This window comes from Agromyces rhizosphaerae, assembly GCF_027925245.1.
Classification (GTDB): domain Bacteria; phylum Actinomycetota; class Actinomycetes; order Actinomycetales; family Microbacteriaceae; genus Agromyces; species Agromyces rhizosphaerae.
Window position 1 is genome coordinate 2,527,622 of the sequence record NZ_BSDP01000001.1, and the last position, 25,712, is coordinate 2,553,333.

Sequence of the window (25,712 nt, forward strand, 5' to 3'; positions counted from 1 at the left end):
AGCGCGTGCATGGGCGGATATCGGGGAGTGCTCCAGGCGGGCGACGGCGTCGGCGACGGCCGGCCGTACCTGCCCGCCGAGGTCGGGGCGCTGCACTGGGGGAGACTGCCCTCGCGCGCCGACGCGCCCGTGCTCACGATCGACCCGGGCGACGAGGTCGTCGTCGACACCGTCAGCCACGAGGGCATCCTCGAGGACCAGGGGCGCGACCCGGTCGCGTTCTTCGGGGCGCAGGGCGTCGAACCCGACGCGGTGCTGGCGGAGGCGGCCGCCCTCGCGGCATCCGACCACCCCCGCGACCCCCGTGTCGACGGCCCGCACGTCGTGACCGGCCCGATCCACGTGCGCGGCGCGCGCCCCGGCGACCTGCTGAAGCTCACCGTGCTCGACACCACGCCACGGGTGCCGTACGGCGTCATCTCGAACCGCCACGGCCGCGGCGCGCTGCCCGGCGAGTTCCCGCGCGGCGAGGGCAACGTGAGCGTGTTCGCGCCCATCGACCAGGGCGCCGGCGGCGACTGGTTCGGCGCGCTGCCGCTGGACGACGGCGGCGAGCGCGTCGTGCGGTTCCCGCTCGCGCCGTTCTTCGGCATCATGGGCGTCGCCGTCGACGCCGACGAGCGCCCGCACTCGGTGCCGCCCGGCACGCACGGCGGCAACATCGACATCAAGCTGCTCAGCGAGGGCGCGTCGCTCTACCTGCCGGTGCAGGTGCCCGGCGCGCTCGCGTACCTCGGCGACCCCCACTTCGCGCAGGGCGACGGGGAGGTCGCGCTCACGGCGCTCGAGGCATCGCTGCGCGGCACGATCCGGTTCGACGTCATCGCCCGCGAGGACGCCGTGCGCGAGTTCGGCGACGTCGCCGCGCCGCTGGCCGAGACGAGCGAGTACCTCGTGCCGACGGGCATGGACGAGGACCTCGACGTCGCGATGCAGGACTGCGTGCGGCGCGCGGTCGCGCTGCTCGAGGCGCGGTACGGGATGGACCCGCACCTGGCGCTCGCGTACCTCAGCGCGGCGACCGACTTCGACATCTCGCAGGTCGTCGACCTCGTGAAGGGCGTGCACGCGCGCATCCGCACCTCCGACTTCCGCGAGGTGCGCCGTGGCTGAGTCCGGCGGCGTGCCGGTGCACGTCGCCGGCGGCGGCCCCGCGCCCGAGGGGCTCGTCGAGGCCGCGCTGGGCTACGAGGCCGCGCTCATGGCCGACGACCTCGACGCGCTGCGCGACTGGTTCGAGCCGGGCGACGAGACGGTGCGGGCGGATGCATCGGGGCTGCTCGTCGGTCGCGACGCGATCACCCGGTTCCGGGGCCGGCGCGGCGGTGCGGCGTCGCGACGGGTGAGCGGGCTCCGGGTGCTGCCCGTGGCCGAGGGCGTGGCGCACGTCGTGGTCGAGAACGCCCCGGCGGCGGGTGGCCGCGGCGTGGTCAGCCAGCTGTGGCGCCGCGCCGAGGGAGGCTGGCGCATCGCGGCCGCCCACGTCACGGCACCCGCACCCGCGCTCGACCGCCGCACCTGGCGCGTGGTCGGCGATCCGCTGCTGCCCGCGGGCGGGTCCGGCGCCCTCGACGGGCGCACGGTCGCGGTGAAGGACGTCTTCGCCGTGGCGGGGCATCCGATCGGTGCCGGGATCCCCGGCTACCTCGCCGAGGCGCCGGTCGAGGCGCGGTCGGCGGCCGCGGTCGAGGCGTTGCGGGCCGCGGGCGCGTCGATCCGCGGCATCGCGCGCACCGACCAGTTCGCGTACAGCATCGCCGGGCGCAACCCGGCGTACGGCACTCCGCCCAACCCGGCCGTTCCCGGCGCGATCTCGGGCGGCTCGACGAGCGGGCCGGCCGCCGCGGTGGCGCTCGGCCAGGCCGACCTCGGGCTCGGCACCGACACCGCCGGGTCGATCCGGGTGCCGGCGTCGTACCAGGGACTGTGGGGCATCCGCACCACCCACGGGGCCGTCGACCGCGAGGGCGTGCTGCCGCTCGCGCCGCGCTTCGACACCGTGGGGTGGCTGACGCGCGACCGCGAGACGCTGGAGGCCGCGGCCCGGGCGAGCCTGCCGGCGGCATCCGCTGCTGCCACGGGGGAGCCGGCGCTCGTGATCGCGCCCGCCCTGCTGCACGGACTCGGGCCCGGCGTGCGCGAGGTGTTCGAGCACGGCGCCGCAGCACTGCGTGCGGCGGGGGCCGACGTGCGCGAGCTCGACGCCCCGGCGCTCGCCTCGGATGCGCTCGACGAACTGTTCGCCGCGTTCCGCACCGCGCAGGCCGCCGAGGCCTGGCGGGCGCACGGCGAATGGATCACCGCGCATCCGGGCGAACTCGCCGACGACGTGGCCGCGCGCTTCGCGTGGGCGTCGGAGGTGACGCCGGAGCGGGAGGCGGCCGCGATCGTCGCGCTCGCCGCGGCGCGCACCGCGATCGACGCGGCACTGGGGGAGGCGCTCCTGCTGCTGCCGTCGGCGGCCTCGGTCGCACCCGCGTTCGACGCCGAGGGCGCCGACATCGAGGCGGTGCGTCAGGCGACGCTGCGCATGACCGCGGTCGCCGGGGCCACCGGCCGGCCCGCGCTGTCGATCCCGGGGCTCGAGCTCGACGGCGCCCCGCTCGGCACCTGCGTGGTCGGCCCGCGCGGCGGCGACCTCGACCTCATCGCCCGCGCGGGCGGTTGGCACGAGGCGCTCGCGCAACGCGACTGAAACACCGGTTGCGTATGATTGCCTGCTGAAACACTTGACTCAGCAGGAGGATCCCATCGACGCCGCACCGATCAATCCGCCCACGAGGCTCCTCATGGGCCCCGGCCCGGTCAACGCCGACCCGCGCGTGCTCCGCGCCATGTCGGCCCAGCTCGTCGGCCAGTACGACCCGTCGATGACGGCGTACATGAACGAGACCATGGAGCTGTACCGCGGCGTCTTCCGCACCCGCAACGCGGCCACGCTGCTCGTGGACGGCACCTCCCGCGCCGGCATCGAGGCGGCGATCGTCTCGCTCGTGGAGCCGGGCGACCGCGTCCTCGTGCCCATCTTCGGCCGGTTCGGCCACCTGCTCGCCGAGATCGCGGGTCGCGCGGGCGCCGACGTGCACACGATCGAGACCGAGTGGGGCGAGGTGTTCGCGCCCGAGCGCATCGAGGCCGCCATGCGCGAGGTGCGTCCGAAGCTGCTCGCCGTCGTGCACGGCGACACCTCGACCACGGTGGCCCAGCCGCTCGACGAGCTCGCCGCGATCTGCGCCGAGCACGGTGCGCTGTTCTACACCGACGTCACCGCGTCGCTCGGCGGCAACGAGTTCGAGATGGACGCGTGGGGGCTCGACGCCGCCACCGCCGGGCTGCAGAAGTGCCTCGGCGGCCCGTCGGGCAGTGCGCCGATCAGCCTCTCGCCTGCGGCGGTCGAGCGCATCGAGTCGCGCAAGAGCATCGAGGCGGGCATCCGCTCCGCCGGCGACGCCGTGCGGGCCGACCCCATCCGCTCGAACTACTTCGACCTCGGCATGATCCTCGACTACTGGGGCGAGAAGCGGCTGAACCACCACACCGAGGCCACGTCGATGCTCTACGGGGCGCGCGAGTGCGCCCGACTGCTGCTCGACGAGGGCATGGACCAGGCGATCGACCGACACCGGGTGAACGGCGCCGCGATGGCGGCGGGCGCCGCCGCGATGGGGCTGGAACTGTTCGGCGACCAGGCGCACCGCATGCACAACGTGGTGGGCGTGGCCATCCCCGACGGCGTCGACGGCGAACGCGTGCGCGGCGCGCTGCTGGAGGACTTCGCGATCGAGATCGGCACGAGCTTCGGCCCGCTGCACGGGAGGATCTGGCGCATCGGCACCATGGGCTTCAACGCCCGGCGCGACGCGGTGCTCACCACGCTCGCCGCGCTCGAGCAGGTGCTGCGCGCCGAGGGGCACCCGGTCACCGCGGGCGCGGGGGTGGGCGCCGCACGCGACGCCTACGCCGATGCGGCGGGGGCGGGCGCATGAGCGACCGGCTCCGCACCGGCTCGCTCGCGATCGCCGAACGCATCCTCGACCGCTGCGACCGCCTCGGCACCATCACCTCGACGCCGGGCATGATCGAGCGCGTCCACCTCTCGCCGGAGCACCGCGAGGCGAACGACCTCGCCGCGTCCTGGCTGACCGAGGCAGGGCTCGAGACCTGGCAGGACGCCGCGGGCAACCAGTGCGCCCGGCTCGAGGGCGAGCGGCCCGACCTGCCCGCGCTCGTCGTCGGCTCGCACCTCGACACGGTGCGCGACGCGGGCCGCTACGACGGCATGCTCGGCGTGCTGCTCGCGATCGAGGTCGCCGCGCGCATCGCGGCCCAGGACCAGCCGCTGCCCTTCGCACTCGAGGTCGTCGCGTTCAGCGACGAGGAGGGCACCCGGTTCGGCAGCGGGCTCGCCGGCAGCCGGGCGTTCGCCGGCCAGTTCGCCGCCGACTGGTGGGAGTACCGCGACGAGGACGGCCTCACCTACGCCGACGCGAGCATCGACTTCGGGCTGGACCCGGGCCGCATCGGCGCCGCCGCCCGACGCCCCGAGGCGCTCGTCGGCTACCTCGAGGCGCACATCGAGCAGGGCCCGTACCTCGAGGACGCCGACCGCGCGCTCGCCGTGGTGCCGACCATCGCGGGCGCGCGCCGCTTCGCGCTCACGATGACCGGCGTCGCCGGCCACGCCGGCGGCACCCCCTACGCGCGTCGCCGCGACGCGCTCGTCGGGGCGAGCGAGCTCGTCGCGGCCATCGAGCGCATCGGCATCGACTCGGGCACGATCGCGACGGTCGGCCACCTGCAGGCGTTCCCCGGCGGGGTCAACGTCATCCCCGGCCGGGTGGAGTTCAGCCTCGACCTGCGCGCCGAGTCGAACGAGGCGCGCGATGCCGCGTGGGCCGAGATCGACCGGGTCGCGCAGGAGATCGCCTCGCGACGCCGGCTCGACTTCCACGCCGAGGAGCGCTACCGGGCCGACGCCACCCCGTGTGCGGGCTGGCTGCAGGACGCGGTGACCGCCGGCATCCGCTCGACCGGCGACGACGACCCGATGCGCATCTGGAGCCGCGCCGGCCACGACGGCATGGCCGTCCACGCCGTCACCGACATCGCGATGCTGTTCATCCGCTGCGGGCGCGGCGGCATCAGCCACCACCCCGACGAGACGGTGACCCGGCGCGACGTCGCCCTCGCGCTCGACGCGCTCGAGCAGGCCGTGCTCGCCGTCGCCGAGCGGGTGCGGGCCGAGCCCGAGCGCCTGGTCACCGCGGCGCCCCCCGAGCCGCACGGGGTCGGGCTGCACTGATGGCCGAGCGGATGCCCCGCACCATCGCCGAGCGCATCGACGGCGCGTTCGACGAGCTCACGCCGCAGGAGCGGCGCGTCGCCGAGTTCGTGCTCGACCACCCCGGCGAGCTCGCCGTGTACAACGACAGCGAGCTCGCGCGCATGGCCGGGGTGTCGAAGGCGACCGTGAGCCGGCTCTACCGGCGACTCGGGTTCTCGGGTTCCGCCGAGGTGCGCGACCACGTGCGGGCCCTGCGCAGCTCGGGCACGCCGCTCGGGCACGCCGGGGTGCCGGCGACCGCTCCCGAGGGCGTGTCGGCCGTGCTCGAGGCCGAGCGGGCGAACCTGTCCCGGCTGCTCGACGGGCTCGCCGACGGCGTGCTCGAGCGGGTCGCGACGCTGCTGCGCGAGGCGCGCACCGTGCTCGTGGTGGGCTACCGCAACGGGTACCCGGTCGCGCTGCACCTGCGCGAGCAGCTCGCGCAGTGCCGCCCGGGCGTGCGGATCGGCCCGCAGCCCGGACAGTCGATCGGGGAGGAGCTCGCCGACCTCGGCCCAGGCGACGTGGCCGTGCTCGTCGGACTGCGCCGCCGGCCGGCCGGGTTCGCGGAGCTCGTGGCCGCCGCCGCGGAGACGGGCGCCGAGGTGGTCGCGATCGTCGACCCGGCGGGGGCGGATGCCGCGGGCGCGGCCGGCACCGTCATCGCGTGCCCCGTCGACGGGGCGGGCGCCTTCTCGAGCTACGCGAGCGCGATGAGCCTCGTGAGCCTCGTCGCGAGCGCGGTGCTCGCGGGCGGGTTGCGCGCGGGGCGCACGCGCATCGCGCGCATCGACGACGCGTATGCGCGGCTGGGCGAGGTCGAGGCGTCGGGCTGAGCGGGCCGGCCCGGCGATCGGCCGCTCGAGCGCTCAGCGGTCGCGGTCCAGGCCGGTGGAGAGGTCGCCGCACTCGACCGCCACGGCGCGGTGGTCGCGCAGGTAGGCGCTCGCGCCCGCGTCGCCGTGCAGCGCCGCGGACAGCCGCGTCCAGTGCGCGCGACCGATGAGCACGGGGTGGCCGGGCCGGCCGTCGAAGACGGCGCGGGCGAGCGAGGTCGCCGGTTCGGTGTCGGCCGCATCGAGCACGCGCCGGGCGACGCTCGCGGGCAGGCCGGGCAGGTCCACCAGGGTGAGCAGCACGGCGTCGGCCGGGGTCGCTGCGGCGGCGTCGAGCGCGACCCGCACGGTCGAGGCGAGGCCCTCGCTCCAGCCGGGGTGCGTCACGATCGCGGCGCCGGGCGGCACCAGCGCGCGAGCCGCATCGGCCTCGGCCCCGAGCACGACGAGCACCGACGGGCAGCCGGCCTCGCGCAGCATCCGCACCGCCAGCTCGACCCACGGCGTGCCGTCGGGCTCGCGCACGAGCGCCTTGGGGCGACCCATGCGGCTGCCGCCGCCCGCGGCGAGCACCACGCCGAGCACGTCACCTGCCATCACTACAGTGGACCACATGCCAGCGCCCCAGACGCCAGACTCCTTCCGGGCCGACCTCACTGCCTGCCTGCATGTCGAGCGGTTCGTCGACGAGGTCGCCGCGGGCGCGCCCTACGCGTCGTTCGACGCGCTGCGGGCCGCAGCCGCCGCATCGGCGGCGACGCTGACGCCGGCCGAGGTCGACGAGGCGATGGCGAGCCACCCGCGCATCGGCGAGCGGCCAACCGGGCAGGGCACGGCGCAGTCGTTCTCGACGGCCGAGCAGGCGTCGGCCGACGCGTCCGACGAGGGCCTCGCACGCGCGATCGCCGAGGGCAACGCGGCGTACGAGGAGCGGTTCGGGCGGGTGTTCCTCATCCGCGCGGCCGGGCGCAGCCGGGCGGAGATCCTCGCGGAGCTCCGTCGGCGGATCGTGCTCGACGACCCCGAGGAGCTCGCCATCGTCTCCGACCAGCTCGCGCAGATCGCCCTGCTGCGGCTCGAGCAGCTCTACGGCGACGCAGCCGCGCCGATCGGGGTGGCCGCATGAGCGGGCGCAGCCACGTCACGTCGCACGTGCTCGACGCCACCACCGGGCGGCCCGCGGCGGGGGTCGGCGTGCGGCTCGAGGCATCCGATGCAGGCACCTGGCGCGCGGTCGGCGCGGGCACCACCGACGACGACGGCCGGGTCGGGACGCTGGGGCCGGAGCAGCTGCCCGCGGGGCGCTACCGCGTGGTGTTCGACACGGCCGCGTACTTCGGCGACCGGCCGACGTTCTACGCCGAGGTCACGATCGACTTCCTGATCGACGACCCCGCGCAGCACTACCACGTGCCGCTGCTGCTCAGCCCGTTCGCGTACTCGACGTACCGGGGCAGCTAGTAGGACGTACCGGGGCAGCTAGTAGTCGGTGCGGTCGGCCTTGCCGCGCCAGGCGTCGAACGGCGTGGTCGAGTCGTCGGGGCGCAGCTGCTCGACCGGCGTGTCCCAGGTGGCGCGGTCGCGCGCGAACATCTCGTAGAACTCGCGGTCGTCGAACCCGCCGTCGGCGGCGTCGTGCCGGTCGGCCGCGTAGACGACGCGATCGACCCGTGCCCACAGGGCGGCGGCGAGGCAGAGCGGGCACGGTTCGCACGACGCGTAGAGCGTGGCGCCGGCCAACGAGAAGTCGCCGACCGTGCGGCACGCCTCGCGGATGACGCACACCTCGGCGTGGGCCGTGGGGTCGAGGTCGCGGGTCACGCGGTTGCCGCCCGCGGCGAGCAGGCGGCCGTCGCGCACGAGCACCGCGCCGAACGGCCCGCCGCCGTCGGCGACGTTGCCGGTCGCGAGCTCGACGGCCTGCTCGATCCAGTAGCGGTCGTCGCGGGGGCGGTCGTCGGTGGACACGTCGTCGGCGGTCATGCGGTGCTCCGTTCTGCCGGCCGGTCGAGCAGCCGGCCGATGGGTTCGCCGTCGGGTTCGACGGGGGTGCCGCGCAGCCAGACCGCGTCGGCGAGGCCGGCGAGGGTCCTGCCGTCGTAGGCCGACACGGGGTTGCGGTGGCGCAGCGCGGCGGCGTCGACGGTGAACTCCGCGTCGGGGTCGAACGCGACCAGGTCGGCGTCGGCGCCGACCTGGATGCGGCCCTTGGCGGCCAGGCCCGCGAGGTCGGCCGTCGCGCGCGCCATGCGGTCGACGACGAGCTCGAGGCCGACGCCGCGGCGGCGCGCCTCGGTCCAGACGTTCGCGAGCGCGAGCTGGAGCCCCGAGATGCCGCCCCACGCACGACCGAAGTCACCGTCGAACCCGAGCTTCAGCTCCGCGGTCGCGGGGGAGTGGTCCGAGACGACGCAGTCGAGCGTGCCGTCGACGAGCCCGGCCCAGAGCAGGTCCTGGTTGGCCTCGTCGCGGATCGGCGGGCAGCACTTGAACGCGGTCGCGCCGTCGGGGATGTGCGCGACATCGAGCGTGAGGTAGTGCGGGCAGGTCTCGGCCGTCAGTCGCAGGCCCTCGGCCTTCGCCTCGGCGATGAGGGGGAGCACGGCGGCGGAGGACACGTGCAGGATGTGCGCGCGCCCGCCGGTGCGCCGGATGCCGTCGATGACGCGCCGTACCGCGTCGAGTTCGGCCTCGGGCGGCCGCGATTCGGCGAACCTGCGGGCGCTCGGGCCGCCGTCGTTGGCGTGGGCGTCGAGCACGTCGGGGTCCTCCGCGTGCACGATGAGCAGCCCGTCGAACGCGGCCAGCTCGTCGAGCGCCGCGTCGAGGCCCGCCGCGTCGAGCGGCGGGAACTCGTCGACGCCCGACGGCGACAGGAAGGCCTTGAACCCGAACACGCCCGCGTCGTGCAGGGCGCGCCGCGCGCCGGCGTTGGAGGGCACCGCACCGCCCCAGAACCCGATGTCGACGTGCGCCGCCCGCGCCGCCGCCGCACGCTTGACCGCGAGCGCGTCGACGTCGATCGTCGGCGGGATGCTGTTGAGCGGCATGTCGATGATCGTCGTGACCCCGCCGGCGGCAGCCGCACGGGTCGCGGTCGCGAAGCCCTCCCACTCGGTGCGCCCGGGCTCGTTGACGTGCACGTGCGCGTCGACGATGCCCGGCAGCAGCACGCGTCCGCCGTCGACGCGGGCGGTCGTACGGCCGCGCAGGCCGGCGCCGGCGGGCGCCACGGCGGCGATCACGCCGTCGTCGACGCCGACCTCGGCCGGGGCGATCCGGCCGTCGACCAGCGCCGCGTCGGCGAGCACGACGAGGTCGTGGAGTGGGGTATCGGGCATGTCTCCTCCATGGCTGACGCTAACAGGCATGCGTTTCGCGTCCGTTGCGGCGGGCGGCGACGCGTGCGCTCGACGCCGGATGGGGGCAGGATCGAAACACCGGGTTAACGCGTGCCGCATACGATCACACGATCGCGCGGCTCGCCCCGCGCATCGCACGAAGTGAGGTCTCGATGCTCGAACTGGCGCAGGACGTGGTGGGCCGGCTCGGCCGGGGGGAGGCCTTCGCGCTCGCGACCGTGACCGCGATCCGCGGCTCCGCCCCGCTGCCGGTCGGCACGTCGATGCTCGTCGACGCGAGCGGACGGGTCGCAGGCAGCGTCTCGGGCGGCTGCGTCGAGGGCGCGGTGTTCGAGCTCTGCGCGCTCGCGCTCGAGGAGGACTCCGCGCACGTCGAGCGCTTCGGCATCGACGACGAGACCGCGTTCGCTGTGGGCCTCAGCTGCGGTGGGGAGCTCGACGTGTTCGTGCAGCCGTTCCCGAGCGGGGCGGGGGCGGATGCCGCGGGCGAGCCGTTCCGGCGCGCGCTCGCCGGGTCCGACGCGGGCGTCGCGGTCGTGGTCGCCGGGCCGGCGGGGCTCGTCGGCCGGGTGCTGCCCGCCGGGGCCGACGACGCGCTCACGGACGCCGAACTCGACGCCGCCGGGCTCGACGGCGTGCGCGCGGAGCGCGTGCAGGCCGAGGTCGATCGCGCCGCGGCATCCGGCCGCACCGGCATGGTCGACGTCGACTGCGGCGAGGCCGTGCTGCGCCTGTTCGTCGAGTCGCGGCTCGCGCCGCCCCGGTTGCTCGTGTACGGCGCGATCGCGTTCGGCGATGCGCTCGCCGCGGCCGCGAAGCCGCTCGGCTACCGCGTCACCGTGTGCGACCACCGCCCGGCGTTCGCGACGCCCGAGCGGTTCCCGCACGCCGACGAGGTCGTCGTCGCGCGTCCCGCCGAGCACCTCGCGCGCACGGCGACCGACGAGCGCACGGTCGTCGTCGTGCTCGGCCACGACGCGCGCACCGACGTGCCCGTGCTCGCCGCGGCGCTCGAACGGCCGGTCGCCTTCGTCGGCGCGCTCGGCTCCCGGCGCACCCACGACGAGCGGATGCGGCTGCTGCGCGACGTCGGCGTCGGCGACGCCGCGCTCTCGAGCCTGCATTCGCCGATCGGGCTCGACCTGGGCGCCGCGACCCCGGCCGAGACCGCGCTGTCGATCCTCGCGGAGGTCGTCGCCGCGCGCACCGGCGCGTCCGGCCGGCCGCTGCGCGAGACGACCGGCCCGATCCACCGCACCGTGCCGGGCACCGACGCCGTCGTCCGTTCCGCCCCGACCGCGCCCGCCGCGCACTGAGGCGGCAACCGTGGATCTCGAGACCGTCGCCACGTACCGGCGCGCCACCTCACGAGCCGACCTCGCGCTCGCCCCGGGCGAGCGGTTCGTCGCCGGCGGCACCTGGCTGTACTCCGAGCCCCAGGTCGGCACGAGCGGCCTCGTCGACCTCACCGGCATGGGCTGGGCGAGCATCGAGGAGCACGACGGAGGGCTCCGCATCGGCGCGACCTGCACAATCGCCGAGTTGGTCGCGCACGCGGTGGGAGCGGCCTGGCCGGCGCATCCGCTCGTCTCCGACTGCGCGAACGCGCTGCTGGCCTCGTTCAAGGTGTGGAACTCCGCGACCGTCGGCGGCAACGTCTGCCGCGCGTTCGCCGCGGCCGGAATGGTCTCGCTCTGCACGACCCTCGACGGCGTCGCGACGATCTGGACGCCCGACGGCGGCGAGGAGCGGCGGCCGGTCGTCGACCTGGTCGCGGGCAACGGCGTGACGACCCTCGCCGACGGCGAGGTGCTGCGCGCGATCGACCTGCCCGCGCACGCGCTGCGGGCCCGCACGGCGTTCCGCAAGATCGCGCTCGCCGAGCTCGGCCGCTCGGGTGCCGTCCTCACCGGTCGCGTCGACGGGGACGGCGCCGCGACCCTCGTGATCACGGCCGCGACCGAGCGCCCGACCGTGCTCCGCTTCGACCGGCTGCCCGACGCGGCGACCCTGCGCAGCGTCGTCGAGGCCGCGCCCGGCTACTACTCCGACCCGCTCGGTTCGGCCGACTGGCGGCGCGCCGTGAGCGTCGCCCTGCTCGAGGACGTGCGCGAGGAGCTGGCCGCATGAGGGTCACCGTGAACGGGCAGCCCCGGGAGGGCGAGCCGCGGGCCGGCCAGAGCCTGCGCACCTACCTGCGCGAGCACGCGCACTTCGAGGTGAAGAAGGGCTGCGACGCGGGCGACTGCGGCGCATGCGCAGTGCTCGTCGACGGGGTGCCCGTGCACTCGTGCATCACGCCGGCGCACCGCGCCGACGGCGCCGAGGTCACCACGGCCGCGGGGCTCGGCACGCCCGACGACCTGCACCCGATGCAGGAGGCGTTCGTCGACCACTTCGGGTTCCAGTGCGGGTTCTGCACCGCCGGCATGGTCGTGACCGCCTCCACCCTCGACGAGGACGACCTCGACGACCTGCCGCGGCGCATGAAGGGCAGCCTCTGCCGGTGCACGGGGTACCGCAGCATCCGCGAGTCGATCCGGGCGGGCGTCGCCGCGGGGGCGGGCTCGGGACGCGCGGGCGCGCGGAACCTCGGGTCGACCGGTGCGGTCGGCACCTCGGCGCATCCGCCCGCCGCCCGCCGCGTGGTCACGGGCACCGAGCCGTTCACGTTCGACACCGCCGTGCCGGGCATGCTGCACCTGCGGGTGCTCGGCTCGCCCCACGCGCACGCCCGCATCGTCTCGATCGACACGAGCGCCGCCATGGCGATCGACGGCGTCGAGCTCGTGCTCACCCACGAGGACGTGCCCGCGACGCGCTACTCCACCGGACGGCACGAGCACCGCACCGACGACCCCGACGACACGCGCATGCTCGACGACGTCGTGCGCTTCGTCGGCCAGCGCGTCGCCGCCGTGGTCGCGACCAGCGCCGCGGCCGCCGAGGCGGGCTGCCGCGCCATCGAGGTCGTCTACGAGGAGTTGCCCGCGGTCTTCGATCCGGATGCCGCGCGGCGGCCCGGTGCGCCGGTGATCCACCCCGGGCGCACGCCCGACGACCGTGTCGACGAGGCCGACCGCAACGTGATCGCGGCCCTGCACGCGGGCTTCGGCGGTGACGTGGACGATGCCCTCGCGGCATCCGAGGTCACCGTCTCGGGCACCTGGCAGACGCAGCGCCAGAGCCACGCCCAGCTCGAGACGCACGGCAGCATCGCCTGGACCGAGGAGGACGGGCGGCTCGTCGTGCGCACCAGCACCCAGGTGCCGTTCCTCGTGCGCGACGAGCTCGCGCGCGTGCTCGACCTGCCTCCCGAGCGGGTGCGCGTGTACGCGGCGCGCGTCGGCGGCGGCTTCGGCGGCAAGCAGGAGCTGCTCACCGAGGACCTCGTCGCCGTCGCGGCGTTGCGGCTCGGGAAGCCGGTCGGCTGGGAGTACGCGCGCACCGACGAGTTCACGCGCGCGACGCTGCGGCACCCGATGCGCGTCGCGGTACGGCTCGGCGCGACCCGCGACGGCGTGCTCACCGCGATGCACGTCGACGTGCTGAGCGACACCGGCGCGTACGGCAACCACTCGCGCGGCGTCATGTTCCACGCCTGCTCCGAGTCGATCTCGCTGTACCGGAGCCCGGTGAAGCGCGTCGACGCCGAGGCGGTGTACACGAACAACCCGCCGTCGGGCGCGTTCCGCGGCTACGGGCTCGGGCAGGTGATCTTCGGCGTCGAGTCGGCGCTCGACGAGCTCGCGCTCGAGCTCGGCATCGACCCGTTCGAGCTGCGCCGGCGCAACGTCATCCGCGACGGCGAGCCGCCGTTCGCGTGGCACGACGAGGCCGAGGCCGAGCTCGTGCACGGCAGCTACGGGCTCGACCAGTGCCTCGACCTTGCCGAGCGGGCGCTGCGGCGCGGCAACGGCGTCGACGCTCCCGAGGGGCCCCAGTGGCGCGTGGGCGAGGGCATGGCGGCCGCGATGATCGCGACCATGGCGCCGCGGGGCCACATCTCCGAGACCACCGTGACGCTGCGCCCCGACGGCACCGTGCGCCTCGGCGTCGGCACGAGCGAGTTCGGCAACGGCACCACGACGGTGCACGCGCAGATCGTCGCGACCGACCTCGGCACCGGTACGGACCGCATCGTGATCCACCAGTCCGACACGGATGCCGCGACCCACGACACCGGTGCGTTCGCGTCCGCAGGCACGACCGTCGCCGGCAAGGCGCTGCACGCGGCGGCGCTCGCGCTCCGCGAGGTGCTGGTCGCGGCGGCCGCGGGGATCGCGGGGTGCGTGCCGGAGGAGGTCGTGCTCGACCGGGACGGGGCGCTGGCGGGTGCCGGGCTCGACGCACGCCGCGTCGGCTTCGATGAGCTCATCGCCGCCGTGCCCGCCGAGCACCGCTCGCCCGAGGGCGCGTTCGCGCAAGGGGCCGAGTACGGCGACCGGCGCTCGCTCGCCTACAACGTGCACGCCTTCCGCGTCGCGGTCGACGTGCGCACGGGCACCGTCCGCATCCTCCAGTCCATCCAGACGGCCGACGCGGGCACGGTCATGAACCCCGAGCAGTGCCGCGGCCAGGTCGAGGGCGGCGTCGCCCAGGCGATCGGCGGCGCGCTGTACGAGGAGGTCGTGCTCGACGAGGGGCACGTCACCACGCCCGTGTTCCGCCTCTACCGCGTGCCGCAGATGGCCGACGTGCCCGACACCGAGGTGTACTTCGCCGAGACCAGCGACGACCTCGGGCCGTTCGGCGCCAAGTCGATGAGCGAAAGCCCGTACAACCCGGTCGCGGCTGCGCTCGGCAACGCGATCCGCCGCGCGATCGGCGTGCGCGGCTACGAGCTGCCGTTCTCGCGCGACCGCGTCTGGCGGCTCGCGAGCGGCACCATCCAGACAGACTGACCCACGACACATCGAACGAACTCAGGAGCAGCAGATGGCGATCATCCTCGGCGACGACCGGTACGGCAAGGCGGAGAACCGCATCGTGCGGATCGTGCGCGACAGCCCCCGCCACGAGATCCGCGACGTGAACGTGTCGACCGCGCTCCGCGGCGACTTCGCGGCCGCCCACCTCGAGGGCGACCAGGGCAACGTGCTGCCCACCGACACGCAGAAGCAGACCGCCTACGCGTACGCGAAGCTGCACGGCCTGACGGAGCTCGAGGAGTACGGCCTCGCGCTCGCGCGCCACTTCGTGGACGACGTGGAGCCCGTGGCATCCGCCCGCATCGAGATCGAGGAGTTCGCGTGGGACCGCGTCGTCGCCGACGGTGCGGAGCACGACCACACCTGGACGCGCAACGGGAAAGAGGTGCGCCTCGCGTCGGTCACGGTCGCCGGGTCGGGCGAGGCGCAGCAGACGTGGGTGACCGGCGGGTTCAAGGACCTCGTGATCCTGAAGTCGACCGGCTCGGAGTTCCACGGCTTCCTCGAGGACGAGTACACGGTGCTGGAGCCCACCACCGACCGCATCATGGCGACGTCGCTCGTCGCGACCTGGCGCTTCGGCACCACCGACGTCGACTGGAATGCGGTCTACGACGGGGTGAAGGCCGTCATGGTCGAGCGCTTCGCGAACGTGCACTCGCTCGCGCTGCAGCAGACGCTCTACGCGATGGGCCGCGCCGTGCTCGAGGCGTACCCCGAGATCGTGGAGATCCGCATGTCGGCGCCGAACAAGCACCACTTCCTCTACGACCTCGGGCGCTTCGGCATCGACAACGACAACGAGGTCTTCCACGCCGACGACCGGCCCTACGGGCTGATCCAGGCGACGGTCACCCGCGACGATGCGCCCGATGCCGGGCCCGCGTGGGACCACTACACCGGTCTGGTCTGATGGCGGCGGGTGCCGGGGGCGCGCCGGCACGCCGGGTGGTGATCGACGGATGCCACGTGGCGACCGTCGACGCGGCCGGCACGGAGTACGCCGACGGCTACGTGGTCGTCGACGGGGACCGCATCACCGCGGTCGGCGCGGGGCCGGTGCCGGGTGAGCTCGCGGCATCCGCTCACGAGCGCATCGACGGGCGCGGGCACCTGCTCACGCCCGGCCTCGTGAACACCCACCACCACCTGTACCAGTGGCTCACGCGCGGGTTCGCGCAGGACGACATCCTGTTCGACTGGCTCGTCGCGCTGTACCCCATGTGGTCGCGCATCGACGCCGACCTCGTGCGCGCCGGTGCCGCAGGGGCGCTCGCCGTGGCGGCGCGCTCGGGCTGCACGACGCTCGCCGACCACCACTACGTGTTCCCGGCGGGCGGCGGCGACCTCGTCGGCGCGATCGTCGAGGCCGGGTCGGAGGTCGGCATCCGCCTGCACGCGACGCGCGGGTCGATGGACCTGGGGCGGAGCGCCGGCGGCCTGCCGCCCGACTTCGCGGTCGAGACGACGGATGCCGCGCTGGCGGCCACCCGCGAGGCCGTCGACGCGTACCACGACCCCGGGTTCTCGTCGATGGTGCGCATCGCCGCGGCGCCCTGCTCGCCGTTCTCGGTGACCGCCGACCTGCTGCGCGAGTCGGCGGTGCTCGCGCGCGAGCTCGGCGTGCGGCTGCACACGCACGGCGCCGAGACCGTCGAGGAGGAGGCGTTCTGCCGCGAGCGATTCGGCACCTCGCCCGCGGGCTACCTCGAGTCGCTCGGCTGGCTGGGGGACGACGTGTGGATGGCGCACTGCGTGCACCTCGACGACGCCGACGTGCGCCGCTTCGCCGACACCGGCACCGGCGTGGCGCACTGCCCGTCGTCGAACGCGCGGCTCGCGGCGGGCATCGCGCCCGTGCGTGCGCTCGTCGATGCCGGCGCGCCCGTCGGCCTCGGCGTCGACGGGGCCGCGTCGAACGAGTCGGGCCGGCTCGGCGACGAGATCCGCGAGGCCGTGCTGCTCGCGCGCCTGCGCGACGGCGCCGGGGCGATGGACGTGCGCACGGCCCTGCGGCTCGCCACGATCGGCGGCGCGCGCGTGCTCGGGCGGCAGCACGAGCTCGGCTCGATCGAGCCGGGCAAGCTCGCCGACCTCGCCCTCTGGCGCATCGACGGCGTCGAGCACGCCGGCATCGCCGACCCGGTCGCCGCCCTCGGGCTCGCATCGCTGCCGCCGCTCGCCCGCCTGCTCGTCGGCGGTCGCACTGTCGTGGAGGACGGCGAGCTCGTGACCGCCGACTCCCGGGCGATCGCCGACGCGGCTGCCCGCGCGAGCGGGGAACTCGCCGAGCGCGCGTGACGCGGGCGGCGCGCACCGGTCCCGCCGTCCACAGGCGGCCGGAATGCGTCCCGTCTCGCACGTAGCCTGACGGGATGCGACGACGGACTGGCCCTGCACTCGGTTCGATCGCCGCGGTCGCGCTGCTCTCGCTAGCGGCATGCGCCGCCCGACCCGCGGCGGAGGCTCCGCCCGTCGCATCCTCCGCGCCGGCATCGCCGACGCCCACCGAGGTCGCGTTCGAGGGGCCCGAGCCGCGCCTCGACCTGACTTGCGACGAGGTCCTGCCGATCGACGAGCTCGAGTCGTTCCTGAGCCCGCCCGAGCAGCTCTCGCCCGTGCCGGTGCTCAGCACGTTCCCGCCAGACCACGCGGCCTCGCTGCAGCTCGGGGCGCTCGAGTGCGTGTGGGACGGGGGCCTCGTGCAGGGGTTCGGGCAGCCTGAGCCGGAGCGCATGTCGGTCGTGTTGAGCGTGCTGCCCGAAGGAGGAGCGGCTGCGCTGGAGGAGGCCGCCCTCTCCAACGGACCTCTGGCCTCACCGTACGGCTCGTCGGTCCATGGGCCGAGGTGCGGGGGCGTCGGTGGATACTCAGGACTGGGATGGTGCCAGCTGTTCGGCTGGGTCGCAGGAGCCTGGATCGACTTCCGAGGGACGGGCATCGACGTGTCGTCGTTCGCGACGCAGGACGACATGACCGAGGCGTTCGCGGTCCTCGCTGACGCGGTCGTGGTGGCGGTCGACGCGGCCGGCGACCCGACCGCACGATGGGTCCCGACCGCATCGACGCCGCAGATCGAGTCATGCGACGACCTCGGCACGGCCGAGGAGCTCGGCGAGGTCACCGGCCTTGGTGTCGTCGCGTTCGGTCCGTACTGGGACGGCCCGAGGATCGGTCGCTACCTGTACGAGACTGAAGCCGCCGGCGCACTCAACTGTCAGCTGTTCTTCGACAGTGATCTGAGCTTCGGGGAGGTCAGCGTGCTGCCCGGCGGCGAGTGGGCGTTCCTCGACGCCCGCGACGACTGGCTGGCCGACGGCGGTTCCGAGATCGCGGTCGCCGGAGTCGAGCCGGGGGATGCGATCCTCCGCTGCAACGACGGTGAGGAGTGCATCCTCGACCTGCACCGTCAGCACGACTGGATCCGCGTCGCGTTCCCGCCCGTGCCGTCCCCATCGCCCTACACGCCCGAGCTGGACTACACCGGTGCTCGGGCGTCCGTGGTGCCGCTCGCCGAAGCGATCCTCGCGAACGTCGCCGACTGACTCCCGGCCGGTTCGCCCGACGCGCTCAGCGCACGAACAGCGCCGCGTTCGCCTGCTCGACCTCGGCGTAGCGCGCGCCCGCGGCGCCGAGCGCCTGCTGCACGCCCGCGAGCGTCTGCTCGACGGACTGCTGCACGGCGCGCCACTCGGCGACCGCCGACTGGAACGCGACCGACGCCTGCCCCGACCAGGCGCCCTGCAGCCCGGTCAGCTGGGCATTGAGCCCGGCGGTGTCGGCCATCAGGCGCTCGATCGTGGCCTGCGCGGCCGACGCGGTGGTCAGCACCTGGTCGCTGTCGACGTGGAAGGTGGTCATGGTCGCATCCTCTCGTTCGGTGCGACCGACGCTAGGTCGCCCACGCGCCACCGCCCGGCCGACGCGGCCCCGAGGCATCCGACCCGTACCCGCCCCACCCTGTGGAGGGACGGCGCTTTTCAGGAGTCGGATTGGCCGGGTGGGGGATTCCTGCGCAGCATCCGCTCGATTCGCACGGATGCTGCGTGAGATCGCCACCCGCGCACCGATCTGCACCCGGCCGTGCCGGCGCTCCTGAAAAGTGCCGTCCTGCCGATACGGGCGGGCGCGAGTCGGGGTCAGGCGGGGGCGTCGAGCGCGCGCGGCGCGCGCGACGAGTCCGCGAGCGGCAGGGTGACGCGGAAGGTCGCGCCGCCACCGGGGGTCTCGACCACGCCGACCGCGCCGTTGTGGGCGGACACGATCGAGGCGACGATCGCGAGCCCGAGGCCCGAGCCGCCCGTCTCGCGCGTGCGCGAGGTGTCGGCGCGCCAGAAGCGCTGGAAGATCTTCTCGCGGATCTGCGGCGGGATGCCCTCGCCGTGGTCGACGATCTCGACCGTCGCCGACTCGCTCGCCCGGTCGGTCGAGACCACGATCTCGATCGGGCTGTCGTCGGGCGTGAAGCGCATCGCGTTCGCCATGAGGTTCGTGATGACCTGGCGCAGCTTGTTCTCCTCGGCCATGACGATCGCGGGCACGGCCTCGGTCGGCTCGTCGCGCTCATCGGGCTCGTTCGGGAGGATCTCGAACAGGGGCTCGGGCTCGCCGGCAGCGGCCCCGGCGGCACCTGCGGGCGCCGGAGCGACACCGCGCCGCGGCCGACGCCGCAGCCGTGCGAGCGTCGCGCCCGCGAACGCGATCGGGCCCGACCCGGTCGCCGTGCGCGCCTCGGCATCGCCCTGCGTGCGCGACGGCAGGCTCGTGGCATCCGTCGCCTCGTCGCCGTGGATGCCGCGCGCGATCACCGAGACCGTGCGCGCGGGCGAGATGGCCATGGCGTCGAGCGCGGCGTCGCGGGCGAGCGGCACGAGGTCGACCGACGCGAGGGCGAGCGGCTTGGTCTCGTCGAGGCGGGCGAGCTCGAGCAGGTCCTCGACCAGACCCGACATGCGGATCGCCTCCTTCTCGATGCGATCCATCGCCTGGCCCACCTCGTCTGCCGACTGCAGTGCGCCCATGCGGTAGAGCTCGGCGTAGCCGCGCACTGACACAAGCGGCGTGCGCAGCTCGTGCGACGCGTCGCCGACGAAGCGGCGCATCTGCTCGATCGTGCGCGCGCGGTCGCGGAAGGCCCGGTCGATGCGGTTCAGCATCGTGTTGAGGGAGCGGTTCAGGCGCCCGACCTCGGTGTTCGGGGTCGCCCCGCCGAGGCGCTGGCTGAAGTCGCCGTCGGCGATCGCCGCCGCGGTGTGCTCCACCTCGCGCAGGGGGAGGAACGTCGTCGTCACGAGCATCCGCGTGAGCAGGGCGCCGACCAGCACCACGCCGATGCCGAAGCCGAGGAAGATCGTGAGGTACGCCGCGAGCAGGTTGCGCGACTCGGTCATCGAGACGGCCACGAGCACGGGCGCGAAGTTGCCGTGGTTGTCGGCGTTGGCGACGACCGCGATCGCGTGGAAGTTCGGGTCGCCGTTCACGTCGTTCAGCGTGCGCACGGTGTATCCGCTAGTGCCGGCGTTCAGCAGCGAGACGTCCGAGACGGTGAGCTCGGCGGGGATCTCCGGCCACGAGTCGCGGTCGTGCAGCAGCCAGTTGTGGGCGACGAACCCGCCCTCGCCGTCGTAGATGGCGATGAACACGTCATCGGTCGTGTCGAGGCGCAGGTCCTCGCCGTCGAGGGTGTCGCCGGCGTCGCCGCCGACGAAGTACTTCGACAGCTCGCCGCGTGCGATCGCGATGAGCTTCTTGTCCTGCTGGTCCTCGACCCAGCTGCGCAGCATCGTCATCGTGCCGACGCCCGAGACGAGCAGGCCGAGGGTGAGCATCAGCACCGTCACGCCCGTGATCTTGGAGCGCAGCGAGACGCGGCTCCAACGGTCGGTGAGTGTCTGATGCATGGCGCCGCGAGTCTACGTGCGCGTTCCTGAGTCAGGCCTTGGAGGCCTTGAGCATGTACCCGAAGCCTCGCTTGGTCTGGATGAGCGGCTCGCTCGAGTGCTGGTCGAGCTTGCGCCGCAGGTACGAGATGTAGCTCTCGACGATGCCCGCGTCGCCGTTGAAGTCGTACTCCCAGACGTGGTCGAGGATCTGCGCCTTCGACAGCACCCGGTTCGGGTTCAGCATCAGGTAGCGCAGCAGCTTGAACTCGGTGGGGGAGAGCTCGATCGGCACGTCGCCCACCAGCACCTCGTGGGTGTCCTGGTCCATGGTCAGCTCGCCGGTGCGGATGATCGCGTCCTCGTCGGCGTTCATGGTGCGGCGCAGGATGGCGCGGATGCGCGCGACGATCTCGTCGAGGCTGAACGGCTTGGTCACGTAGTCGTCGCCGCCGACGGTGAGGCCGGTGATCTTGTCCTCGGTGTCGTCCTTGGCGGTGAGGAACAGGATCGGCGCGGTGTAGCCGGCCGAGCGGAGGCGCTTGGTGACGCCGAACCCGTTCATGTCGGGCAGCATGACGTCGAGGATGATGAGGTCGGGTTCCTCCTCGATCACCGCCGAGATGGTCTGGGCGCCGTTGCCGACCGCGCGCACCGCGAAGCCCGCGAAGCGCAGGCTCGTGGTGAGCAGGTCTCGGATGTTGGGCTCGTCGTCGACGATGAGGATGCGTGGTCCGTCGCTCATGCGCCCAGTATCTGCGGATTCACTGGAACTTTCCTGTGAGTCTTTCGAGCGCGGCTCGATCACGGGCTGTGGCGCGGCCCCGCGGAAGCCATGCATCCGCCGTGCGTCGTGCCCGATCCGGCGCGTCCCGCCCCGCCGCGTGGAAGACTCGGCACATGGCGAGCACCGGGCGAGTGATCATCGTGGGCGGCGGACTCGCGGCGGCCCGGGCGGCCGGCGCGGCCCGCGAGGCGGGGCACGACGACGAGCTGGTGCTGGTCGCCGGCGAGCCGCTGCTGCCGCACGAGCGCCCGCCCCTGTCGAAGGGTTACCTGCAGGGGTCGGATGCCGCGGACGTGATCTTCCCCCACGACGCGGCCTGGTACGCCGGGCACGACGTCGACGTGCGCACCGGCTCCGAGGCGGTGGGCCTCGACACGGATGCCCGTGAGCTGACCCTCGCCTCGGGCGAGCGCCTCGCCTACCGTCGCGTGCTCGTCGCGACCGGCGCCCGCGCGCGCCGGTTCACCGGCCCCGGGGCAGGCCTCGACGGCGTGCACCACCTCCGCACGCTCGCAGAGTCGACCGCGCTGCGCGACGCGATCTCGGGCGGCGACCGGCGCGTGGCCGTCGTCGGCGCGGGATGGATCGGACTCGAGGTCGCCGCCGCGGCCCGCAGCTACGGCAACGAGGTGACGGTGCTCGGCCACGGCGAGGTGCCGCTCGCGCGCGAGATCGGGCCCGAGCTCGGTGCGGTCTTCCAGTCGCTGCACCGCGAGCACGGCGTCGACCTGCGCATGGGCGCGGACGTCGTCGGCGTGCGCGGCGACGGCGCGGCGTCGGCGGTCGTGCTCGGCTCGGGCGAGGAGGTGCCCGCCGACGTCGTCGTGTTCGGCATCGGGGCGGTGCCGAACGTCGAGCTCGCGGCATCCGCCGGCCTCGCCGTCGACGACGGCGTCACGGTCGACGCGCACCTGGCCGCGAGTGCGCCCGGGGTGTTCGCGGCGGGCGACGTCGCGAGCATCTTCTCGCCGACGCTCGGCACGCACCTGCGGGTCGCGCACTGGGGCAACGCCGACGCCTCGGGTACGGCCGCCGGGCGCGCGCTCGCCGGCGAGCGGGTGACCTACGACGAGATCCCGTACTTCTTCACCGACCAGTACGACCTCGGCATGGAGTACTCGGGCTACGGCTCGCTCGCGGAGGGCGCCGAGCTGGTCGTGCGCGGCGACCTCGCGGCCCGCGAGTTCGTGGCGTTCCGGGTGGCCGGCGGGCGGGTGGTCGCGGGCATGAACGTCAACGTGTGGGACGTCAACGACCAGGTGCAGCGACTCATCCGCTCCGGTGCCGTGGTCGACCCGGCCGCGCTCGCCGACGCGGACGTGCCGCTCGAGGGCATCGCCGCGTGAGCGCGTCGCAGGTGCGCCGGATCGCCGGCCGCGAGATCGACTTCGCCCGCCGGGTCGTCGTCATGGCCATCGTCAACCGCACGCCCGACTCGTTCTACGACCGCGGGGCGACCTTCGCGCTCGACGCGGCGGTGGGGGCGGCGCTCGCCGCGTACGCCGACGGCGCCGACTGGGTCGACGTGGGCGGCGCGAAGTTCGCGCCGGGCCCGGCGATTCCCGTCGAGGAGGAGATCGAGCGGGTCGTGCCGGTCGTCGCCCAGCTCGCCGGCGCGGGCGGCATCTCGGTCGACACGTTCCACCCCGACGTGGCGCGCGCGGCGATCGACGCGGGCGCGCACGTCATCAACGACACCACCGGCATCCACGACCCGCGCATGGCCGACGTCGTGGCCGACAGCGACGCCACGATCGTCATCACGCACAGCCTCGCGGCGCCGCGCACCCCACACCCCTCGCCGACCTACGGCGATGTCGTCGCCGAGGTGGCCGACTTCCTGCGCCGACGCGTCGACCTCGCGCTCGAGCGCGGCGTGCCGGCCGAGCGCATCATCGTCGACCCCGGGCACGACCTGAACAAGACCACCGCGCACTCGCTCGAGCTGACGCGGCGGCTCGGGGAGATCGTCGCCCTGGGGCATCCGACGCTCGTCGCCCTGTCGAACAAGGACTTCATCGGCGAGACCCTCGCACGCGAGCGCGGCGAGCGCGTCGCCGGGTCGCTCGCGGCGGCGGTCTGGAGCGTGACGCAGGGCGCCCGGCTCGTGCGCGTGCACAACGTGCGCGAGACGGTCGACGCGATGCGCATGACCGAGGCGATCCTCGGCTGGCGGGAGCCGACGGGCCCGCTCGTGCACAACATGCCCGCGCAGGCCGGTGGGGAGGAGGCGGAATGATCGACCGCGAGGCGATGCGCGCGGCCTACGCCTACCCCGACGACGGCGCCCTGCGACTGAACATGATCACGAGCCTCGACGGCGCGGCCGCGATCGACGGCCGCTCGGGCGGGCTCGGCGGGGAGGACGACCAGCAGCTCATGGGCGTGCTGCGCTCGCTCGCCGACGTGGTGCTCGTGGCGGGCGGGACGCTCCGCCACGAGGGCTACGGCGCGCTGCGGCTCGGGCCCGAGAACGCGGCGTGGCGACGGTCGGTCGGGAAGCCGTCGCACCCGCGACTCGCGATCGTGTCGTCGAGCCTCGACTTCGCGGCATCCGACCCGGTCTTCGCGGACGCCCCGGAGCGGCCCATCGTCGTCACCCACGCGGCGGCGCCCGAGGACCGCCACGCCGCGCTCGCCGAGGTCGCCGACGTGCTGGTGGCGGGCGACGACGCGGTCGACCTGCCGGCCGCGGTCGAGGCGATCCGCCACCTCGGCCACGGCAACGTGCTCTGCGAGGGCGGGCCCAGCCTGTGCGGCGCCCTGCTCGACGCCGGTCTGGTCGACGAGCTCTGCCTCACGCTCGGCCCGGTGCTCGTGGGCGGCGAGGAGTCGCGCATCGTCACCGACGCCTCGGAGCGGGCCAGGCGGATGCGGCTGGTGCACGCCCTGCCGTCGGGCGACCTGGTGTTCCTGCGCTATCGCTCCGCGTAGCCGCGGCCGCCGCCTACGCGGCCAGCGCGTGCGCGTCGAGGATCGTGTAGCTGTAGCCCTGCTCGGCGAGGAAGCGCTGGCGGTTCTGCGCGAAGTCCTGGTCGACCGTGTCGCGCGAGACCAGCGTGTAGAAGTTCGCCGACAGGCCCGACTCCTTCGGGCGCAGCAGCCGGCCGAGGCGCTGCGCCTCCTCCTGGCGCGAGCCGAACGAACCCGACACCTGGATCGCCACGGTCGCCTCGGGCAGGTCGACCGAGAAGTTCGCGACCTTCGAGACCACGAGCACCGGCGTGGTGCCCTCGCGGAACTCCTGGAACAGCCGCTCGCGCTCGTCGACCGGCGTCGAGCCGGTCAGCTGCGGGGCGCCCAGGGCGTCGGCGAGCTCCTCGATCTGGTCGAGGTACTGGCCGATCACGAGGATGCGCTCGCCGGCGTGCTTCGCGACGAGCTCGCGCACGACCCGGAGCTTCGCGGGCGCGGTGGCCGCGAGCCGGTAGCGCTCGTCGTCGGCGGACGCGGCGTAGGCGAGCCGCTCCGACTGCGGGAGGTCGATGCGCACCTCGTAGCAGGCGGCGGGGGAGATGAAGCCCTGCGCCTCGATCTCCTTCCACGGCGCGTCGAAGCGCTTGGGGCCGATCAGCGAGAAGACGTCGCCCTCGCGGCCGTCCTCGCGCACGAGCGTGGCGGTGAGGCCGAGGCGGCGGCGCGCCTGCAGTTCTGCGGTGAGCTTGAACACCGGCGCGGGCAGCAGGTGCACCTCGTCGTAGACCACGAGGCCCCAGTCGAGCGCGTCGAGCAGCGCGAGGTGCGCGTACTCGCCCTTCCGCTTCGCGGTGAGGATCTGGTAGGTCGCGATCGTGACCGGCTTGACCTCCTTCACCTGCCCGGAGTACTCGCCGATCTCCTCGGGCGTGAGCGACGTGCGGCGCAGCAGCTCGTCGCGCCACTGGCGGGCGCTCACGGTGTTGGTGACGAGGATGAGCGTGGTCGTCTTCGCGGTCGCCATGGCCCCGGCGCCCACGAGCGTCTTGCCCGCGCCGCAGGGGAGCACCACGACGCCCGAGCCGCCGTCGAAGAAGTTGTCGACGGCCTTCTTCTGGTAGTCGCGCAGGTGCCAGCCGTCCTCGGCGAGGTCGATCTCGTGCGGCGTGCCGGGGGTGTAGCCCGCGAGGTCCTCCGCGGGCCAGCCGAGCTTCACGAGCTCCTGCTTGAGCTGTCCGCGCGCCCACGCGGCGACCAGGAACCCGGTGTCGTCGATGCGCTCGACGAGGAGGGGCGCGATGCGCTTCGCGCCGGTCACCTCGGTGAGCACGGCCAGGTCGTCGCTGCGCAGCCGCAGGTCGCCGTCGTCGGTGCGGTCGATCACGAGGCGCCCGTAGCGGCCCACGGTCTCGCGGATGTCGACCGCGACCGTCGTCGGCACGGGGAACTTCGAGTAGCGCTCGAGCGTGCCGAGCATGTCGTCCGCGTCGTGCCCGGCGGCGCGCGCGTTCCAGAGCCCCAGCCGCGTGATGCGGTACGTGTGGATGTGCTCGGGCGCGCGCTCGAGCTCGGCGAAGACCGCGAGATCGTGGCGTGCGTCCTCCGCGAGCGGGTTCGCGACTTCGAGCAGGACCGTGCGATCGCTCTGGACGATGAGGGGGCCGTCGGACATAGCGGT

The 25,712-nt window shown here is 74.2% G+C and carries 23 protein-coding genes; 16 read left to right on the plus strand and 7 right to left on the minus strand.

What is annotated here, in order from left to right:
• Nucleotides 1–9: 9 nt before the first annotated feature.
• Genes QMG39_RS11900 through QMG39_RS11920 form a run of 5 tightly spaced genes read left to right on the plus strand, consistent with a single transcriptional unit; the run spans nt 10 to nt 6,159 of the window.
• Nucleotides 10–1,113: an acetamidase/formamidase family protein gene (locus QMG39_RS11900; RefSeq protein ID WP_281885248.1), complete on the plus strand. Its 1,104-nt coding sequence runs from the start codon at nt 10–12 to the stop codon at nt 1,111–1,113.
• Nucleotides 1,106–2,695, plus strand: coding sequence for an AtzH-like domain-containing protein (locus QMG39_RS11905; protein WP_281885249.1), 1,590 nt, complete (start codon nt 1,106–1,108; stop codon nt 2,693–2,695). The genes QMG39_RS11900 and QMG39_RS11905 overlap by 8 nt, the downstream gene beginning before the upstream one ends.
• A 34-nt stretch (nt 2,696–2,729) precedes the next feature.
• A complete protein-coding gene (gene pucG / locus QMG39_RS11910) occupies nt 2,730–3,986 on the plus strand; it encodes a (S)-ureidoglycine--glyoxylate transaminase (protein ID WP_507762687.1) in 1,257 nt (418 codons plus the stop codon).
• Nucleotides 3,983–5,302 carry an allantoate amidohydrolase gene (locus tag QMG39_RS11915; RefSeq protein ID WP_281885251.1) on the plus strand — a complete coding sequence of 440 codons (1,320 nt, stop codon included), beginning with the start codon at nt 3,983–3,985 and terminating at the stop codon, nt 5,300–5,302. Before pucG ends, QMG39_RS11915 begins: the two co-directional genes overlap by 4 nt.
• Complete coding sequence (locus QMG39_RS11920) at nt 5,302–6,159, plus strand: MurR/RpiR family transcriptional regulator (protein WP_281885253.1); 858 nt, start codon at nt 5,302–5,304, stop codon at nt 6,157–6,159. The genes QMG39_RS11915 and QMG39_RS11920 overlap by 1 nt, the downstream gene beginning before the upstream one ends.
• Before the next feature lie 33 nt (nt 6,160–6,192).
• Here the strand turns inward: QMG39_RS11920 and QMG39_RS11925 are convergent, their stop codons facing one another.
• A complete protein-coding gene (locus tag QMG39_RS11925; RefSeq protein WP_281885255.1) occupies nt 6,193–6,756 on the minus strand; it encodes a nucleotidyltransferase family protein in 564 nt (187 codons plus the stop codon).
• A 16-nt stretch (nt 6,757–6,772) separates the two neighbouring features.
• On the opposite strand from QMG39_RS11925, the gene uraD reads away from it, so the two are divergent.
• Both uraD and uraH read left to right on the plus strand, forming a co-directional pair.
• A complete protein-coding gene (gene uraD, locus QMG39_RS11930; RefSeq protein ID WP_281885257.1) occupies nt 6,773–7,285 on the plus strand; it encodes a 2-oxo-4-hydroxy-4-carboxy-5-ureidoimidazoline decarboxylase in 513 nt (170 codons plus the stop codon).
• Nucleotides 7,282–7,620: a hydroxyisourate hydrolase gene (gene uraH, locus QMG39_RS11935; protein WP_281885259.1), complete on the plus strand. Its 339-nt coding sequence runs from the start codon at nt 7,282–7,284 to the stop codon at nt 7,618–7,620. Before uraD ends, uraH begins: the two co-directional genes overlap by 4 nt.
• A gap of 18 nt (nt 7,621–7,638) precedes the next feature.
• Here uraH and QMG39_RS11940 read toward each other — a convergent pair whose 3' ends face one another.
• Together QMG39_RS11940 and allB are read right to left on the minus strand one after the other, a co-directional pair.
• Nucleotides 7,639–8,142, minus strand: a complete 504-nt coding sequence (locus QMG39_RS11940; RefSeq protein WP_281885261.1) for a nucleoside deaminase — start codon at nt 8,140–8,142, stop codon at nt 7,639–7,641.
• Nucleotides 8,139–9,500 (minus strand): allantoinase AllB, encoded by a 1,362-nt coding sequence (gene allB, locus QMG39_RS11945; protein WP_281885263.1) that lies wholly within the window; start codon nt 9,498–9,500, stop codon nt 8,139–8,141. Before allB ends, QMG39_RS11940 begins: the two co-directional genes overlap by 4 nt.
• Nucleotides 9,501–9,673: 173 nt before the next feature.
• On the opposite strand from allB, the gene QMG39_RS11950 reads away from it, so the two are divergent.
• From QMG39_RS11950 to QMG39_RS11975, 6 genes are all read left to right on the plus strand, one after another.
• Nucleotides 9,674–10,837 carry an XdhC family protein gene (locus tag QMG39_RS11950; protein ID WP_281885264.1) on the plus strand — a complete coding sequence of 388 codons (1,164 nt, stop codon included), beginning with the start codon at nt 9,674–9,676 and terminating at the stop codon, nt 10,835–10,837.
• Between the two features lie 10 nt (nt 10,838–10,847).
• A complete protein-coding gene (locus QMG39_RS11955) occupies nt 10,848–11,651 on the plus strand; it encodes an FAD binding domain-containing protein (protein ID WP_281885266.1) in 804 nt (267 codons plus the stop codon).
• Entirely contained in the window at nt 11,648–14,425 is a 2,778-nt protein-coding gene (locus QMG39_RS11960) for a molybdopterin-dependent oxidoreductase (protein ID WP_281885268.1), read from the plus strand. The genes QMG39_RS11955 and QMG39_RS11960 overlap by 4 nt, the downstream gene beginning before the upstream one ends.
• 34 nt (nt 14,426–14,459) lie before the next feature.
• The gene (pucL, locus tag QMG39_RS11965; RefSeq protein WP_281885271.1) at nt 14,460–15,365 is read left to right on the plus strand and encodes a factor-independent urate hydroxylase; all 906 of its coding nucleotides are present in this window, start codon (nt 14,460–14,462) and stop codon (nt 15,363–15,365) included.
• Nucleotides 15,365–16,753, plus strand: a complete 1,389-nt coding sequence (locus QMG39_RS11970) for an 8-oxoguanine deaminase (RefSeq protein WP_281885273.1) — start codon at nt 15,365–15,367, stop codon at nt 16,751–16,753. The genes pucL and QMG39_RS11970 overlap by 1 nt, the downstream gene beginning before the upstream one ends.
• A gap of 74 nt (nt 16,754–16,827) precedes the next feature.
• On the plus strand, nt 16,828–17,997 hold the full coding sequence (locus tag QMG39_RS11975; RefSeq protein ID WP_281885275.1) for a hypothetical protein: 1,170 nt from the start codon (nt 16,828–16,830) through the stop codon (nt 17,995–17,997).
• Between the two features lie 25 nt (nt 17,998–18,022).
• On the opposite strand, the gene QMG39_RS11980 is transcribed toward QMG39_RS11975, so the two are convergent.
• From QMG39_RS11980 to QMG39_RS11990, 3 genes are all read right to left on the minus strand, one after another.
• A complete protein-coding gene (locus QMG39_RS11980; protein ID WP_281885277.1) occupies nt 18,023–18,313 on the minus strand; it encodes a WXG100 family type VII secretion target in 291 nt (96 codons plus the stop codon).
• 278 nt (nt 18,314–18,591) lie between these two features.
• On the minus strand, nt 18,592–20,352 hold the full coding sequence (locus QMG39_RS11985) for a sensor histidine kinase (protein WP_281885279.1): 1,761 nt from the start codon (nt 20,350–20,352) through the stop codon (nt 18,592–18,594).
• Nucleotides 20,353–20,383: 31 nt separating this feature from the next.
• The gene (locus QMG39_RS11990) at nt 20,384–21,076 is read right to left on the minus strand and encodes a response regulator transcription factor (protein ID WP_281885280.1); all 693 of its coding nucleotides are present in this window, start codon (nt 21,074–21,076) and stop codon (nt 20,384–20,386) included.
• A gap of 155 nt (nt 21,077–21,231) precedes the next feature.
• On the opposite strand from QMG39_RS11990, the gene QMG39_RS11995 reads away from it, so the two are divergent.
• From QMG39_RS11995 to QMG39_RS12005, 3 genes are all read left to right on the plus strand, one after another.
• Nucleotides 21,232–22,464, plus strand: a complete 1,233-nt coding sequence (locus QMG39_RS11995) for an NAD(P)/FAD-dependent oxidoreductase (protein ID WP_281885282.1) — start codon at nt 21,232–21,234, stop codon at nt 22,462–22,464.
• A 62-nt stretch (nt 22,465–22,526) separates the two neighbouring features.
• Complete coding sequence (folP, locus tag QMG39_RS12000; RefSeq protein ID WP_281887271.1) at nt 22,527–23,357, plus strand: dihydropteroate synthase; 831 nt, start codon at nt 22,527–22,529, stop codon at nt 23,355–23,357.
• The gene (locus tag QMG39_RS12005) at nt 23,354–24,052 is read left to right on the plus strand and encodes a pyrimidine reductase family protein (protein ID WP_281885284.1); all 699 of its coding nucleotides are present in this window, start codon (nt 23,354–23,356) and stop codon (nt 24,050–24,052) included. The genes folP and QMG39_RS12005 overlap by 4 nt, the downstream gene beginning before the upstream one ends.
• A gap of 13 nt (nt 24,053–24,065) precedes the next feature.
• Here QMG39_RS12005 and QMG39_RS12010 read toward each other — a convergent pair whose 3' ends face one another.
• Complete coding sequence (locus QMG39_RS12010) at nt 24,066–25,706, minus strand: DNA repair helicase XPB (RefSeq protein WP_281885286.1); 1,641 nt, start codon at nt 25,704–25,706, stop codon at nt 24,066–24,068.
• Nucleotides 25,707–25,712: the final 6 nt, after the last annotated feature.

Bases quoted from the DNA above. Each gene is read 5' to 3' on its own strand.
- QMG39_RS11900 (WP_281885248.1), top strand. From the start codon at position 10: ATGGGCGGATATCGGGGAGTGCTCCAGGCGGGCGACGGCGTCGGCGAC.
- QMG39_RS11915 (WP_281885251.1), top strand. From the start codon at position 3,983: ATGAGCGACCGGCTCCGCACCGGCTCGCTCGCGATCGCCGAACGCATC.
- QMG39_RS11920 (WP_281885253.1), top strand. From the start codon at position 5,302: ATGGCCGAGCGGATGCCCCGCACCATCGCCGAGCGCATCGACGGCGCG.
- QMG39_RS11925 (WP_281885255.1), bottom strand. From the start codon at position 6,756: ATGGCAGGTGACGTGCTCGGCGTGGTGCTCGCCGCGGGCGGCGGCAGC.
- uraD (WP_281885257.1), top strand. From the start codon at position 6,773: ATGCCAGCGCCCCAGACGCCAGACTCCTTCCGGGCCGACCTCACTGCC.
- uraH (WP_281885259.1), top strand. From the start codon at position 7,282: ATGAGCGGGCGCAGCCACGTCACGTCGCACGTGCTCGACGCCACCACC.
- QMG39_RS11940 (WP_281885261.1), bottom strand. From the start codon at position 8,142: ATGACCGCCGACGACGTGTCCACCGACGACCGCCCCCGCGACGACCGC.
- allB (WP_281885263.1), bottom strand. From the start codon at position 9,500: ATGCCCGATACCCCACTCCACGACCTCGTCGTGCTCGCCGACGCGGCG.
- QMG39_RS11950 (WP_281885264.1), top strand. From the start codon at position 9,674: ATGCTCGAACTGGCGCAGGACGTGGTGGGCCGGCTCGGCCGGGGGGAG.
- QMG39_RS11960 (WP_281885268.1), top strand. From the start codon at position 11,648: ATGAGGGTCACCGTGAACGGGCAGCCCCGGGAGGGCGAGCCGCGGGCC.
- pucL (WP_281885271.1), top strand. From the start codon at position 14,460: ATGGCGATCATCCTCGGCGACGACCGGTACGGCAAGGCGGAGAACCGC.
- QMG39_RS11970 (WP_281885273.1), top strand. From the start codon at position 15,365: ATGGCGGCGGGTGCCGGGGGCGCGCCGGCACGCCGGGTGGTGATCGAC.
- QMG39_RS11975 (WP_281885275.1), top strand. From the start codon at position 16,828: ATGCGACGACGGACTGGCCCTGCACTCGGTTCGATCGCCGCGGTCGCG.
- QMG39_RS11980 (WP_281885277.1), bottom strand. From the start codon at position 18,313: ATGACCACCTTCCACGTCGACAGCGACCAGGTGCTGACCACCGCGTCG.
- QMG39_RS11985 (WP_281885279.1), bottom strand. From the start codon at position 20,352: ATGCATCAGACACTCACCGACCGTTGGAGCCGCGTCTCGCTGCGCTCC.
- QMG39_RS11990 (WP_281885280.1), bottom strand. From the start codon at position 21,076: ATGAGCGACGGACCACGCATCCTCATCGTCGACGACGAGCCCAACATC.
- QMG39_RS11995 (WP_281885282.1), top strand. From the start codon at position 21,232: ATGGCGAGCACCGGGCGAGTGATCATCGTGGGCGGCGGACTCGCGGCG.
- folP (WP_281887271.1), top strand. From the start codon at position 22,527: ATGGCCATCGTCAACCGCACGCCCGACTCGTTCTACGACCGCGGGGCG.
- QMG39_RS12005 (WP_281885284.1), top strand. From the start codon at position 23,354: ATGATCGACCGCGAGGCGATGCGCGCGGCCTACGCCTACCCCGACGAC.
- QMG39_RS12010 (WP_281885286.1), bottom strand. From the start codon at position 25,706: ATGTCCGACGGCCCCCTCATCGTCCAGAGCGATCGCACGGTCCTGCTC.